The sequence below is a fragment of the Nitrospirota bacterium genome, assembly GCA_016212185.1.
GTDB lineage: Bacteria > Nitrospirota > Thermodesulfovibrionia > UBA6902 > DSMQ01 > JACRGX01.
Map to the genome: position 1 here is coordinate 103,063 of JACRGX010000056.1, position 14,545 is coordinate 117,607.

Here is a 14,545-nt window from a genome sequence, read left to right on the forward strand (position 1 = left end):
CTCTTGCAAAAGGTATTAATGAAGGGCAATGAGGCAGTAGCAGAAGCTGCTGTTCGGGCAGGATGCGGATTTTATGCAGGCTATCCGATAACGCCGCAAAATGAAATCCCCGAGTATTTGTCATGGCGGATGCCAGAGGCAGGGGGCATCTTTATTCAGGCGGAGAGCGAACTTTCTGCAATAAACATGGTCTTTGGCGCATCTGCCGTAGGCGCAAGGGCCATGACGTCCTCCAGCAGTCCGGGCATCAGCCTCAAGCAGGAAGGGATATCATATCTTGCCGGCGCAGAGCTTCCGGCAGTTATTGTAAACATTCAAAGGGGCGGGCCCGGTCTTGGGAATATTTCCGGCAGTCAGGCAGACTATTTTCAGGCTGTAAAAGGCGGCGGGCACGGAGATTACAGACTCCTTGTTTATGCGCCGTGGAACCTGCAGGAGATGTGGGACCTTACGATGAAGGCCTTTGACAAGGCAGATGAATACAGAAATCCTGTAATGATTTTAGCCGACGGCGTGATTGGACAGATGATGGAGCCGCTGATTCAGACAGCATATAAACAGCCGGTTTTGCCGCCGAAGGAGTGGGCGCTTACCGGATGTGCAGGCAGGGAGCCTAATGTTATTAAGTCCCTCTATATGCAGGAAGGCATGCTTGAGAAAAAAAACTGGCAGCTCAAAGAAAAATACGACAGGATGTGTCAGAACGAGGTGATGTATGACGCGCTTTATCCGGACGATGCAGACATAATTATAACTGCGTATGGAAGCAGTGCGCGGATTGCACTATCGGCAATAAGACGGCTGAGAAAAGAGGGGGTTAAGGCAGGACTTTTCAGGCCTGTTACCCTTTTCCCCTTTCCTCAAAAAGAAATTGCAGGGCTTTGTGACGGGAAACGCAGATTCCTTACGATTGAGATGAACACAGGACAGATGGTTGAGGATGTAAGGCTTGCTGTAAACGGAAAAGCCCATGTGGATTTTTACGGAAGACCCGGCGGCGGCATGCCGACACCCGAAGAACTCTGCGAAGTTATACTAAAATCCATAAGGGCTTGACAAATAAAGGCATTCCAGTTTATTATTACTCTTTACGATTTTATCCCCAAGGGAAGAACAATGAAGACTATATTTGCTAAAAACACGACTGTTCAGAAAAAGTGGCATCTTATTGATGCGGAAGACAAAGTATTGGGAAGGCTTGCATGCAGGGTTGCGGCAATACTGCGCGGCAAGGACAAGCCCATATTTACCCCGAATGTGGACTGCGGGGATTTTGTGGTTATTATCAATGCCGACAAAGTGAGACTTACAGGCGCAAAGCTTGAGCATAAGGTCTACAGGCACCATAGCAGTTATCCGGGCGGGCTTAAGACAAGGACTGCAAAAAATCTTATGCAGACGGCGCCTGAAGAAATAATCACAATGGCTGTCGGCGGCATGCTTCCGAAGAGCAAACTCGGCAAGGCGCAGCTGAAAAAATTAAAGGTCTACAAGGGTGCTGACCACCCTCATCATGCGCAAACTCCTGAAGTAAAAGGAATATAAAGGTCTAAAGATATGGCAGAGATTTTATATAACGCAACAGGCAGAAGGAAAACCTCAATTGCGAGGGTCAAGCTGACACCGGGCACCGGCGCAATAACCATTAACAACAAACCGGTTGATAAATACTTTCCTGACGCCATGAAGATGCTTGTAAGACAGCCGCTGGAGTCAGTAGCTGTCTCCAATAAATACAATGTTGCCGTAAAAGTTGTGGGCGGTGGAGTGACCGGGCAGGCAGGAGCCATAAGGCACGGTATTTCAAGGGCCTTGATTCAGCTTAATCCTGATTTCAGGCCGAAGCTCAAAAAGGAAGGACTGCTGACAAGAGACCCGCGTGCAAAAGAGCGGAAGAAATACGGGCAGAAGGGCGCAAGAAAGAGATTCCAGTTCTCCAAGAGATAACCTATAAACCGTGAAGCGTGATGCGTAAAGCGTAATGGGTAAAAGACCACAACACATCACTCATCACTCATTACGGGCTATAAATGTTAAAAGTTGCAATAGCAGGCGGCAGCGGATATACAGGCGGCGAACTTCTAAGACTGCTCCTTCAGCACCCCCATGTAAAAGTCACCCTTGTAACCGCAGAGCACTCGGCAGGCAAGGCTGTCACTAAGCTTTTCCCCGGGCTCAGAAAAATCGCCGACCATCTGACCTTTGAACCCATGGACTTTAAAAAGGCGGTAAACCGCGCTGACCTTTTCTTCCTTTGCCTCCCACATAAAACCTCGCAGGAAATTGTTTTTAATTTTCATAAGGCAGGCAAAAAAGTAATTGACCTCTCTGCTGATTACAGGTTAAAAGAGCCCTCTGTTTATGAGGAATGGTACAAGACGCCTCATTTCTATGCGGCTTTGTTAAAAAAATCAGTCTACGGGCTTCCAGAACTTTACAGAAAAGAAATAAAGAAGGCGAAAATAGTCGCAAACCCCGGCTGCTATCCTGTAAGCGCCATTTTAGGGCTTGCGCCGCTGCTGTCCAAGAAAGCTGAGATTATTGATACAGACTCTATAATCATAGATTCAAAATCAGGCGTCTCAGGCGCAGGAAGAAATCCGAGCCAGCCATTTATGTTTTCCGAGGCAAACGAGTCTGTTATGGCTTATGCCATCACAACGCACCGTCATACGCCTGAGATAGAGCAGGAACTTAGTTTTGCTGCAAAGAAGAAGATTCAAATAACCTTCACGCCTCATCTCATGCCCATGGACCGGGGCATACTTACAACAATATATGTGAAACTGAAAAAAGGGTCAGGGGTCAGGGGTCAGGGGTCAGGGCTGCAGGAAATGTATAAAAAGTTTTATGCCAAGGAGCCTTTTGTCAGGGTGTTGAAAGAAGGTGAATATCCAAACACCAAGGCTGTCAAAGGGACTAATTTCTGCGACATTGCCGTATTCCCTGATAATAGGAGAAATAATTCCCTCATTATTGTTTCTGCGATAGACAATCTCTTAAAAGGCGCCGCCGGCACGGCAGTGCATAATATGAATATCATGTACGGCTTTGATGAAACAAAAGGGCTGAAGCCATTTGCGCCATTTCCATGACATCTAAAATCCAAATTCCAAAATCCAAATTCCAAAATCTCAAAGTCTCCGGTTTTAAATTCTCCGCAGTATCAGCAGGCATAAAGACCCCCGGCAGGAAAGACCTCTGCCTGATTTCTTCAGAAGCGGTTTCAAATATCGCGGGCGTTTTTACAACGAACAAGATTAAGGCGGCGCCGGTTAAACTTGATACCTCAAAAATTGCATCAGGCAAAGGGCAGGCAATAATTGCCAACAGCGGAAATGCAAACGCCTGCACAGGCGCAAGGGGGATGAAGGACGCAAAAGAAACAGCGGCTTCACTTGCCAAAGAATTAGGCATATCGCCAATGCTTGTCTATGTGGCATCCACAGGCGTCATCGGACATCCGCTTCCTGCCGGAAATATAAAAACCGCTATTCCGGGGTTAGTAAAAAAACTCTCTGTCCACTCTCTGCCTGATGCGGCAGATGCAATTATGACCACGGATACATTCCCTAAGATAGTTTCAAGAAAAATAAATATTAACGGAAAGACAGGCACGATTGCCGGCATTGCAAAGGGCGCGGGCATGATTTCGCCCAATATGGCGACAATGCTCTGTTTTATAGTCACTGATATAGCCGTGGAGCCAAACGCACTTAATTCCGCTTTAAAAAATGCAGTAAAAACTACTTTTAACATGCTGACTATTGATAATGACATGAGCACCAATGACACAGTATTGCTCATGGCAAACGGCGCATTAAAAAACAGTCCCCTGAGAAAAAATTCCCCTTCATACCGTAAATTTAAAAATGCGCTTACAGAGGTTTCATATAATCTCACAAAGATGATTGCGATGGACGGCGAAGGCGCGACAAAATTAATTGAAGTCATTGTAAAAGGCGCAAGGACTGAAGCTGATGCGGAAAAGGTTTGCAGGGCAATTGCAAATTCACTTCTGGTAAAAACCGCTATTTACGGACAAGACCCGAACTGGGGCCGGATTATGGCGGCAATCGGTTATTCAGGAGCGGATGTGCAGGAAGAAAAAATCAGTATTTCACTTAATGGACTCAAACTTGTAAGCAGGGGCAAAGGCAGGGGCAATGAGGCATCCCTGAGAAAAACCCTTTCAAAAAATGAAATAATAATCACCGTGGATTTAAGCCTCGGCAAAAAAGAGGCGCGTGTTCTCACCTGCGATTTAACAGAAGGGTATATTAAGATTAACGCAAGCTATACGACGTAAAAAATATTTTAAATTACATCTGTCGTTGCTTTTCCCTGTTCTATAATCACAGCTAAAGCCCTCATTTAACAGCAGGCTGAAAAAATACTTCACTTTAATATAAAATGTGTCAGATATTAGGCAATTATATGACCGAACAGGATGCAAGAATTGTAATCAACCGAAAGCTTATTGAATCCGGCTGGATTCTTGAAGGAGCAGGCAGGAATGTTTTGACAGAGCAGCATTGCGGCGCTGGTTTCTCCGACTATCTCCTTCTCGGCAGAAAGGGACAGAATCTTGCAGTTCTGGAAGCAAAGGATGATTCCCTCGGCGATGTTTATCTCGCAAAAGAGCAGGCGCGGGGTTATGCCCTTGCACATGGCTGTAGATATATTTTCCTCGCTAATTCAGAACAGATTTATTTCTGGGATTTGGATGAAGGCGATGCCCGCCCGATAGAAAGATTTATCTCGCCCGAAGACCTGCAACGAAGATCAGACCTAAAATTATTAAAAAAACCATTATCTCAAACAGTTCACTCCGTAAGTATTGCTGATAGACCTTATCAAGCAGAGGCAAGCGATATTATCGCAAAATTATATGATGAAGGCAAAAGGGCATTTTTGTTGGAAATGGCAACAGGCACAGGCAAGACAAGACTTGCGGCTGCAATAATTGACAGGTTTCTCAATACACATCAGGCTGAGAGAGTTCTTTTTATTGTTGACAGGATTGAGCTTGCAAAGCAGGCGATTGAGGCGTTCCAACTTGCGTTTAGGGATAAATATAAGAGCGTGCGGTACAAACCGGGGCGTCACGGCGAATGGGGAGGAGCTTCAGTTGTAGTGGCGACAATACAAAGTTTAAACCTTCATTACAAGGATGACTTTACTCCCGGTTATTTTGATATCGTTTTCAATGATGAATGTCACCGTTCTATTTATGGCGAATTGCCTCGTCAGGTAGTTGAGTATTTTCAGGCAACAAGAATCGGATTAACTGCAACGCCAAAGGATTTTTTGAGAAACATTGATATAGACAAGCTTAACGAAAGTAATCCCAAAGCCCTTGAATACAGGATAATGCGCGACACATACAAACATTTCGGATGTGAACCCGGAGAGCCGACATACAGATATACAATTCAAGATGCTGTAAATGCTTTACAGCCCGGTCCATATCTTGTCCCGTCAAAGATATACAAACTTTATTCTCTGGTTACCAAGGAATCTGCATCAGAAAACGGATGGAGCACTGAGATTGACGGTGAAGATTATACATTTGCTATTTCCCAAATAGAAAAAAAGGTAAATGTTCCTGAGCGGAATAGGCTTATATGCAAGGAGTTTCTAAAATATGCTTTAATAACTCCTGACGGTTCAATTGGAAAGACCATTGTTTTTGCCGTATCTCAAGACCACGCAGGTGCGCTTGCAAGGGAATTAAATATGCTTGTACCGGAGGCAAACGGCAGATTTGCACAGGTTATTACCTCAAGAGTGAAAGGCGCTTCCGACCTTGCAAAGGCGTTTCGTAAAGATGAAAACTACTGGCCCAGAATTGCAGTTAGTGTTGATATGCTTTCCACAGGCTATGATTGTCCAGAGCTTTTGAATATTGTTCTTGCCCGACCCATTGCCTCGCCTACAAATTACATACAGATAAAAGGGCGCGGTACGCGCAAATATGCTTTCCCTGACGGAATACAAAAGACCCATTTTATCATCCATGATTTCTGCGAGGTTGTTGAATATTTTGAGGAGAAATATGACTATAATGCGCCGTTGCCGGTCTATGAGCCTTCTGATGTATCTGAAAACCCAACACCCTTTTATCAAAAAATGAGCGGAAGTGCAGAAAACAATAAAGGCACAAACAGAGGGAAGCTTATTTCTCCTGCGCCAGACATAATAGTTTTCACGGAATTTATTGAAGTCGGCCTGGATGGCGAGAAAGTTGACAGGATGTTTTATCAAAGCATGTGGCAGGAAAAAATTCGCGAGACGGCAAAAGAAAAACCGGAACTTATTGAGGCGGCAAAGACGGATAATTTCCCTGATGAGTTGATGGAATACTTGAGAACAGAGGTTTTAAATCGCCCTGTGGAATACTTCAATGAAACTAATCTTGCAAAGGTTTACAAAATATTTGCAGACATCACGGATTTTATCAAAGAGGCATTAGGTGTTGGGAAACTGCCTACACAGCACGAACAACTTGATAAACTTATTGAGTTTCTCAAGGTTGAATATAAGCTGAATCTGTTACAGATCCGCTTGCTCAAGGTTCTGATAGAACAACTTATTCAGAGCCCAAAGTATGCTGAACAGTTTGACAGAGGTGATTTCAAATTTCTTGATAACCAGCCTTTTGCTTCCTATGGCGGTGTGGGAGCTTATGTATCAGCCTTTGGTGTAATAATTAAACCCATTTTTTCAGAGGTTAAACAAAGCCCGCCCTTTAAACTGGCAAGGATGAAATAATATGCCGACTAATTTCATAAACTCAGACCTGAGACAGAAAGTTGACCAGCTTATGGATGAACTTTGGGCAGGCGGAGTCAATAACCCGATGACTGCCATTGAACAGATTAGTTATCTGATGTTTCTTAAGAGCCTGACTGAAATGGACGAGAAACAGGAGCAGTTACAGAAGATTATGGACAATCCACATACTCCCATCTTTTCCAATTCACTGGCAAAGTACAGTTGGCGGATTATTGCCCGTCTCTCAGGCGATGCCCTTTATGTTACGCTTTCAGAGGCTTTTGAGAAATTTCATGAGCTGCCCAATCTTTCGCCAATGGGAAAGGTTCTTTTCAGACAGGCGCATCTGAAGATTTTCAACAGACCCACACTGCGTTCAGTAGTTTCAATCATTGACGCTATGGATTATAACAATGTCCGGGAATACGATACGGATGTAAAAGGCGACCTCTATGAATATCTGCTGGATAAAATCGCTATTTCAGGAACAAACGGTCAATTCAGGACGCCGCGCCACATTATCAAGATGATGGTTAATCTCATAAAACCCACGGCAGGGCAGTACATCCTTGACCCGACATGCGGAACAGCAGGATTTCTTATTCAGGCATACCTTTATATCATGGAGCAAAATACAAGCGGAGAGATGAAGAAGGAAGGGCATATTACCGGCGATAAGCTGAGACCTGACCAGCACGAGTTTTTAAAAATGCACGCTTTGACAGGATATGACAATGATACGGATATGATAAAGATAGCAATAATGAATCTTTATCTTCACGGACTTGAAAATGCAAATGTAAGACATCACGACCCGCTTACTTTGCCAACAGAAAACGACAGAAAATATGACGTCATCTTAACCAATCCTCCGTTTGCAGGGAATGTGAACAAAGAGGCGATTCTTGAGGACTTTGACCTGAAGACATCAAAGACAGAACTTCTTTTCGGCGAATATTTCTACAAACATCTTGCTCCGGAAGGAAAGGCAGCAGTTATCGTTCCTGAAGGCGTATTGTTCGGCTCAACAAATGTACATAAGAAACTGAGAGCATGGCTTCTTGATGAATGCAGGATTCATGGAATAATCAGCCTTCCATCCGGGGTATTTAAACCTTATGCAGGAGTAAAGACTTCAATTGTTGTCTTTGAACGTGGTGGTAAGACCGATAAAGTCTGGTTCTATGAAATCACGGCAGACGGCTACAGCCTTGACGACAAACGGACTCCGCAACCTGATAAAAACTACATTCCTGACCTCATTGAAAAATGGAAGACAAAGCCGGAGACGGAGCGAAGCTGGTATGCAACAAGAGATGAGCTTGCAGAGAACGATTTGAACTTGACAGCAGGGCGTTATAAACCGCATGTTCATGAAGAAGTTAAGTATCCAGAGCCGAAAATAATTATCAGCGAGGTGATGGAGCTTGAGAATAAGATAGAGGGTGGATTAAAAAGTCTGTTAAAAAAAGTTTAATGCAGTCTTTATATGGTAAAATACCCGGAAGAGGAGGCAGGATGTTAGCGAAGCTAAAGCAAAAAAATACAGTTACAGTTAAACAGTATGTAACCGATGAAAAAGGCCATAAGGTTGCTGCAATTCTTGATATTAAAGAACTTGCGAGAATTGCAGATTTGCTTGAGGACCTTTCGGATTTAAAGACAATTGAAGGCAGAGTTGCCGAGCCATCAGAAGATTATGAGGCATACAGCCGCAAAAGAAAATCCCGCCTGCATGTATAAGCTTGACATCAAGAAAAGCGCGAGAAAAGAGCTGGACAATCTGCAAAGTCAAATATTCCTAAAAATTGACAAAGCAATCCTTTCTTTGAAAAAAGACCCTTCCCCGTATCCACAATCCAAAGAGCTTAAAGGCGAAAATAAACGCAGATTGAGAGTGGGAGATTACAGGGTTGTGTATGCTATTGATGAACAACAAAAGATAATTACTGTTTTTCGCGTAAGACATCGCAAAGATGTTTACAGGCAAGGATAACTGTCATGCAAAAGCCTTTGCCAAAAGGGTGGAAATGGGTGAAGCTGGGGGAGGTGTGCGAATTTGTTAGAGGTGTTACATTCGACAAGTCTGAAGTTTCAAAAGAGATCCGAAATAATTATTTACCAGTCTTGAGAGCGGGCAATATCAAAAGTAGTTTAGATACAGTTAATGATTTATTATGGGTGACTGAAAAACAAATATCAGATAAACAGAAGCTTCAAGTAGGTGACATTGTAGTTTGCATGTCATCTGGCAGTTCTGATGTGGTAGGCAAGACAGCTCAACTGAAATATCCGTTTATTGGCTCATTTGGAGCTTTTTGTGGGGTTATAAGAGCTAAGAATAAAGAGCAGATCGATTATGTAGCGTACTGGTTAGGGTCTTCTGCATATTATAAGTGGAGAGACGGGCAAGCCAGAGGTGTAAATATTCAGAATCTGAAATTTTCTAATTTTGAAACAATCCAAATCCCTCTTCCTCCTCTCCCCACCCAGCACAAGATTGTTGAGATTCTGGAAGAAGCCGACAACCTGCGGAAGCTTCGCCGACAGGCGGATAAGAAGATGAAAGAGCTTATCCCCTCGCTCTTTGTCCAGATGTTCGGCGACCCTGCAACAAATCTGAAAGGGTGGGAGGTGAAGAAGTTGGGGGAGATTACCAAGCGAGTTACGGCGCAAATATTACCAACAGATTCGCCTGATACAGAATTCTTTTATATTGGATTGGAACATATTGAAAGCAATACAGGGGCATTAATTAATGCTAACCATCAAAAAGGAGAGGGAATCAAAAGTAATAAAAACAAATTTGAAAATGGGGACATTTTATACGGAAAACTGAGACCGTATCTCAATAAAGTTTGGTTAGCTGATAGAAATGGTATATGTTCAACGGATATATGGGTTCTTCGTCCAATTAAGAAGGTAACGAATGGATGTTTTATTTCAACATTCTTAAAGTTTCAGCGTATTGTTAAGATGCTTAATTTAAAGACTGAAGGTGCAAATCTGCCGAGAGTAAAAGCTATAAGTTTTGATAAAGTTTCTGTCCCCCTTCCCCCTCTTTCTCTCCAGCAGAAATTCGCAAGGCTCGTTGAGGATATAGAAGCCGAGAAGCAGAGACAGGCGGAAAGCAGGAAGAAGCTTGATGAACTCTTTCAGAGTCTCATGCAGAGAGCATTTACAGGGGAGTTGGTGGTGTGAGAGTGCAAAAGGAAATCAAGATTTAATTTTTATAATGCCATTTAGATGCTCAATAGGATTATCAGGCTGTATTTCAATAATGCTTTCATCTATTAATTTTTTTAAATAAATATTAGCTTCTTCGGTTGAGATTGTTAATTCCCATTTAGGCAACCAACTCCTTATAACAAGCCCGGTCTTAACATCCTTCTCTTTTTTCTCTTTCCAGCTTTTAATGCTGTACATCAGGCGACTTTTAAAAAGTTCATACTTAGGTTTTTCTTCTGTCTCCAGAGGCAATTCTAATGTTTTAGTAAAAAGATCGAGTGAATTTCCCATAAGGTTTTCAATAAATATTAACTCGTTTTTAAGCGCAGGTAAATTTTTATAAAAATCACTAAGGCGGTTCTTAAAAGACAGAAAACGCACTCTTTTCTCACTATGTTCTCTAATAAATGCCGCTAAAGGATAAAAGTCTACATCTCCAGATGCAATTATTACTGTATCTATGGATTTCTTAGAAAAAATACGTCTTCTATCACTTCTAAAATTAAAGACCTGTCAGAAGCGTCTTTTATTTTAAACCCACCTGCTGTGACAAATGAAATAAAAGGTTCAATCCCAGCATTGTGGAGTAAATTAGTTATTGAAGGGTTGAAGTCACTGGCATGCGGTAATCTGTCAAAGTCAGCAAACGCTTTTATATATCTTATTTCTTCGTCAAGCTGAGAATTTTTGTAAATTTTTTCTGAAAATTCACCTAAAAATGTTTTGATTTTTTCTTTTAGAGGGGCTTCTAACGGTTTTCTTTTAGTGGGATTTTTTTCTACTTTGATTTCAAAGAAACTTAATATGCCACCCCAGATATTATCCCAATCAAGATAAATGCCGCAACGCTTTGATAGTTTATCCACAATAAATGTAAAGGGGGGATTTCTCCCCCCTGAATAATTGGTGGGTGTTTCCCACGGTTAGTTAGTGTAATTAAATTATAACACATAGTTTAAAATCATAGTCAAGCATTATTTCATTTTAAAAACGCAGTGGCGGATAACTTATTGATATTCTTATATTTAAAGATGGCTACATTATTTTACGTAATGACCGAGATTTGCGGAGGATATACATCGGTCATATCAATTTAATAATCCTAATCTAGCTTTCAAGATCTAGCTTTCAAGAACTTGACATCCCACTCATAAATTTGTAATAATTGTACTAAGAGTACAACAAATATCAGACAAGGAGGTATTTAACTATGGCTGGCGACTATAAATCCTTTGGGGATTTTTTCAAAAGCCTTCGTAAGAGAAAAAGAATCACGCTTAGAGAGTTTTGTATCAAGGCCTCAGCGGACCCTGCCAACATCAGCCGTCTTGAACGCGGCGCAATGGCTCCTCCGCAGGATACGGATATACTTGAACGTTACGCAAAAGCTCTTAGCATCAAAGCAGGCAGTGACGACTGGTATACCTTTTTCGATCTTGCTGCAGTAAATCGGGGAATCATACCCAAAGACCTGATGTCTGACTATGAAGTCGTAGGAATGCTCCCTGCCTTCTTCAGAACATTGCGGGGTCAAAAACCAACGGTGGAAGAGATGCAGAAACTGGTTGATAAGATAAGGAAAAGTTAGATACGGAATGATAGACCCGGGGGAATTTAAGGCGCCATTCATAACGATTGAGGACATAAGAAAGGCAGTAGATGAATTTCGCGTACGATATTGGCCGCGTGATACAATCCCCGTTGATATTTTTGAGATAGTTGAATTTGAACTTGACATTGAAATCCGGACAATTTTAAATCTGAAAGAAGCAGGAGATGTTGACGCATTGTTGCTCGGTGATCTAAAAACAATCGTGGTTGATCAAAACGATTTTCTGAATGAAAAGTCTCAGAACAGGCTCAGATTTTCCGTAGCGCATGAAATTGGACATCTTATCCTTCATCCTGATACTTTTTCAAAGATCCAATATTCCTCTGTCTCTGAGTGGATAGATTTTTTCCAAAAAATACCGGAGGATCAATATTATTGGATTGAACAGCATGCTTACGAATTTGCCGGAAGTTTACTCGTGCCGAGAGAAAAACTGATAGAGAAATTAAATGATGCAGTTGCGTTGGCAAAAAGTATAGGTTTTGATGCTTGGGATACATCCGGCGATTCAACCCGCCAATATATAGCTCATGGCATCGCCAAGTATTTTGAGGTGTCCGATCAGGTGATAGAAAAAAGATTAATCAGGGAAAATCTTTGGCCGCCAATGAGATGATTAAAAAAATGTAGCCCTCGCCCCTACCGTATCAGCATCTCAAGCAATGCTTTTTGCGCGTGGAGCCTGTTTTCTGCCTGCTGGAATACAACGCTTTGAGGGGATTCAAAGGCATCCGCGGTAATTTCCTCCCCCTTGTGAGCAGGCAGGCAGTGCATGACAACGGCGTCAGGTTTTGCAAGCGAAAGAAGGGTCTTGTTAATCTGAAAGGACTTAAATATCTTTTTCCTTTTTGCCGCCTCTTTCTCCTGCCCCATGCTTACCCATACGTCAGTATAAAGCACATCAGCGTCTTTGACAGCTTTTTTCGGGTCGTTTATTATCCTCGCTTTTGTGCCTTCAGAAACAGCCTTTTTTAGAATTGCCTTGTCCGGCTCATACCCTTTCGGACATGCAATGGTTATTTCCATTCCTGTCATGGAAGCGGCCTCAATTAAAGAATTGGCAACATTATTGCCGTCGCCGACATATGCCAGATGCACGCCTTTAAAACCGCCCTTTTCTTCTTTTATTGTCATCAGGTCTGCAAGCGCCTGACACGGGTGATGCATGTCTGTAAGCCCGTTGATTACGGGGATAGCCGCGCTCTGGGCAAAAGCCTCAATTGTTTTATGCGCAAAGGTCCTTAAGATGAATCCATTTAAATATCTTGAGAGAACCCTTGCGGTATCCTCAATGGTTTCACCCCTGCCAAACTGTATCTCATTCGGGTTAAGGTAAACAGTCTGCGCGCCAAGCTGGTAAATCCCTACCTGAAATGAAAGCCTGGTCCTTGTTGACGCCTTTTCAAAAAGCATACCGATGCTTTTTCCGATAAGCGGACATGCAGAGGCATCTTTGCCCGCTTTAAGCTCCGCAGCCCTTTTCAGCACAGCGCTTAATTCATCTGCTGACAAATCCCTGAGTGTAAGAAAATCCCTTTTCATATTTCCCCTTTTTTACCAATTGCTAATTACTAACTACTAACAACTAACTTTACGCCACCTCGCCAAATACATCTTCAAGAACGTCAATAAGGCTGTCTATTTCTTTTTCCGTAACTATTAAGGGAGGCAGGAAACGGAGCACATTGCCGCTGGTGCAGTTTATAAGCACTCCCTTTTCAAGGCACAGATTGACTATGGATGAACAGGGCTTTGTGAGCTCCATGCCGAGCATAAGCCCCATTCCCCTTATTTCAGCAATGGAGGAGGGGAAATCTTTTTTTAACCGCTCAAGGCTTTTTTTGAGGTATTTCCCCATGCGGTTGCAGTTAGCATGGATAAAACCGTCTTCAAGCAGGGTTTCTATAGTTGCAATTGCGGCAACGCATGCGAGCGGATTCCCACCGAAGGTTGAGGCATGTGTGCCCGGCTGAAATGAATGAGCCACAGAGTCTTTTGCGAGCATTGCGCCTATGGCAACACCGCCGCCAAGCCCTTTGGCAAGGGTAATGATGTCAGGCTCTATTCCAAAATGTTCATAGGCAAAAAACTTGCCTGTTCTTCCCATGCCGGTCTGGACCTCGTCAAGGATAAGCAAAAGCCCGTTATCATCGCAGATATTGCGGACATGTTTCAGATAGCTCTCCGAGGGCAGTTTTATCCCGATTTCTCCCTGTATTGGTTCAAGCATCACAGCGCAGGTGTGTTTTGTTATGGCTTTTGTGAGCGCATCAATGTCATTAAACGGGATGTGTTTAAAGCCCGGCATGAGGGGTTCAAAACCTTTGTGGAATTTTTCCTGGCCGGTTGCACTAAGCGCCGCAAGAGTCCTGCCGTGAAAAGAGCCGTGGGCAGTAATAATCTCATACTTGTCCGCCACTCCATGGTCCTTTGAATATTTTCTTGCAAGTTTTATGGCGGCTTCAACCGCCTCAGCGCCTGAATTGCAGAAAAACACCCTGTCCGCGCATGAATTTTCAATCAGGAGCCTTGCGAGCTTTATCTGAGGCTCTATGTGATAAAGATTTGATACATGCAGAAGCCGCTGCGATTGTTTCTGAAGCGCTATCACAACCTTTGGATGGCAGTGCCCCAGGCAGTTTACGGCAATTCCGCCGACAAAATCCAGATATTCCTTGCCGTCTGTGCTCCAGACCTTCATGCCCCGTCCTTTTCTGAGCACGACCGGAAGGCGAGCATAAGTGTTCATTAAATATTTTTTGGATTCTTCAATGAGCTTTTTTTCCATGATATATGAAATATAACATAAATGCACAGAGTTGCAAAAGTATTAAAACCAAAATGCGGTAAGCGTAACAGGAAAAAACAAATAAAACAGCGCAGATGAGATTCATGGATTTCACTGCAAAACAAAATTGTGTTATGATT

Annotated in this window: 16 protein-coding genes; 12 read left to right on the top strand and 4 right to left on the bottom strand. The window is 42.9% G+C overall.

Translation table 11 applies throughout. The features are described 5' to 3' along the window. Positions 1-3 precede the first annotated feature (3 nt). The 10 genes from HZA10_06370 (at position 4) to HZA10_06415 (ending at position 9,978) form a co-directional block, all read left to right on the top strand. Entirely contained in the window at positions 4-1,056 is a 1,053-nt protein-coding gene (locus tag HZA10_06370; GenBank protein ID MBI5195928.1) for a 3-methyl-2-oxobutanoate dehydrogenase subunit VorB, read from the top strand. Between the two features lie 60 nt (positions 1,057-1,116). Beyond that, entirely contained in the window at positions 1,117-1,545 is a 429-nt protein-coding gene (rplM, locus tag HZA10_06375; protein ID MBI5195929.1) for a 50S ribosomal protein L13, read from the top strand. A gap of 12 nt (positions 1,546-1,557) precedes the next feature. Continuing rightward, positions 1,558-1,947, top strand: coding sequence for a 30S ribosomal protein S9 (gene rpsI / locus HZA10_06380; GenBank protein ID MBI5195930.1), 390 nt, complete (start codon positions 1,558-1,560; stop codon positions 1,945-1,947). Between the two features lie 83 nt (positions 1,948-2,030). Continuing rightward, positions 2,031-3,095 carry an N-acetyl-gamma-glutamyl-phosphate reductase gene (locus tag HZA10_06385; protein MBI5195931.1) on the top strand — a complete coding sequence of 355 codons (1,065 nt, stop codon included), beginning with the start codon at positions 2,031-2,033 and terminating at the stop codon, positions 3,093-3,095. Further along, a complete protein-coding gene (gene argJ, locus HZA10_06390) occupies positions 3,092-4,309 on the top strand; it encodes a bifunctional glutamate N-acetyltransferase/amino-acid acetyltransferase ArgJ (GenBank protein MBI5195932.1) in 1,218 nt (405 codons plus the stop codon). The genes HZA10_06385 and argJ overlap by 4 nt, the downstream gene beginning before the upstream one ends. A 128-nt stretch (positions 4,310-4,437) precedes the next feature. After that, complete coding sequence (locus HZA10_06395; protein ID MBI5195933.1) at positions 4,438-6,774, top strand: DEAD/DEAH box helicase family protein; 2,337 nt, start codon at positions 4,438-4,440, stop codon at positions 6,772-6,774. Position 6,775: 1 nt separating this feature from the next. Continuing rightward, positions 6,776-8,254: an N-6 DNA methylase gene (locus HZA10_06400; protein ID MBI5195934.1), complete on the top strand. Its 1,479-nt coding sequence runs from the start codon at positions 6,776-6,778 to the stop codon at positions 8,252-8,254. Between the two features lie 41 nt (positions 8,255-8,295). Next, positions 8,296-8,520 carry a hypothetical protein gene (locus HZA10_06405; GenBank protein ID MBI5195935.1) on the top strand — a complete coding sequence of 75 codons (225 nt, stop codon included), beginning with the start codon at positions 8,296-8,298 and terminating at the stop codon, positions 8,518-8,520. After that, complete coding sequence (locus tag HZA10_06410; protein MBI5195936.1) at positions 8,477-8,773, top strand: type II toxin-antitoxin system RelE/ParE family toxin; 297 nt, start codon at positions 8,477-8,479, stop codon at positions 8,771-8,773. Before HZA10_06405 ends, HZA10_06410 begins: the two co-directional genes overlap by 44 nt. 5 nt (positions 8,774-8,778) lie before the next feature. Continuing rightward, on the top strand, positions 8,779-9,978 hold the full coding sequence (locus tag HZA10_06415; protein MBI5195937.1) for a restriction endonuclease subunit S: 1,200 nt from the start codon (positions 8,779-8,781) through the stop codon (positions 9,976-9,978). A gap of 15 nt (positions 9,979-9,993) precedes the next feature. On the opposite strand, the gene HZA10_06420 is transcribed toward HZA10_06415, so the two are convergent. Then, positions 9,994-10,386: a hypothetical protein gene (locus HZA10_06420; GenBank protein MBI5195938.1), complete on the bottom strand. Its 393-nt coding sequence runs from the start codon at positions 10,384-10,386 to the stop codon at positions 9,994-9,996. 77 nt (positions 10,387-10,463) lie between these two features. Then, the gene (locus HZA10_06425) at positions 10,464-10,871 is read right to left on the bottom strand and encodes a hypothetical protein (protein ID MBI5195939.1); all 408 of its coding nucleotides are present in this window, start codon (positions 10,869-10,871) and stop codon (positions 10,464-10,466) included. A 344-nt stretch (positions 10,872-11,215) separates the two neighbouring features. Between HZA10_06425 and HZA10_06430 the strand changes: the two genes are divergently transcribed. Both HZA10_06430 and HZA10_06435 read left to right on the top strand, forming a co-directional pair. Next, positions 11,216-11,593, top strand: a complete 378-nt coding sequence (locus HZA10_06430; GenBank protein MBI5195940.1) for a helix-turn-helix transcriptional regulator — start codon at positions 11,216-11,218, stop codon at positions 11,591-11,593. Positions 11,594-11,600: 7 nt separating this feature from the next. Then, complete coding sequence (locus HZA10_06435; GenBank protein ID MBI5195941.1) at positions 11,601-12,233, top strand: ImmA/IrrE family metallo-endopeptidase; 633 nt, start codon at positions 11,601-11,603, stop codon at positions 12,231-12,233. Between the two features lie 23 nt (positions 12,234-12,256). On the opposite strand, the gene argF is transcribed toward HZA10_06435, so the two are convergent. Both argF and HZA10_06445 read right to left on the bottom strand, forming a co-directional pair. Next, positions 12,257-13,159 carry an ornithine carbamoyltransferase gene (argF, locus tag HZA10_06440; protein ID MBI5195942.1) on the bottom strand — a complete coding sequence of 301 codons (903 nt, stop codon included), beginning with the start codon at positions 13,157-13,159 and terminating at the stop codon, positions 12,257-12,259. A 49-nt stretch (positions 13,160-13,208) separates the two neighbouring features. After that, positions 13,209-14,408, bottom strand: coding sequence for an acetylornithine transaminase (locus HZA10_06445; protein ID MBI5195943.1), 1,200 nt, complete (start codon positions 14,406-14,408; stop codon positions 13,209-13,211). Between the last annotated feature and the right edge of the window lie 137 nt (positions 14,409-14,545).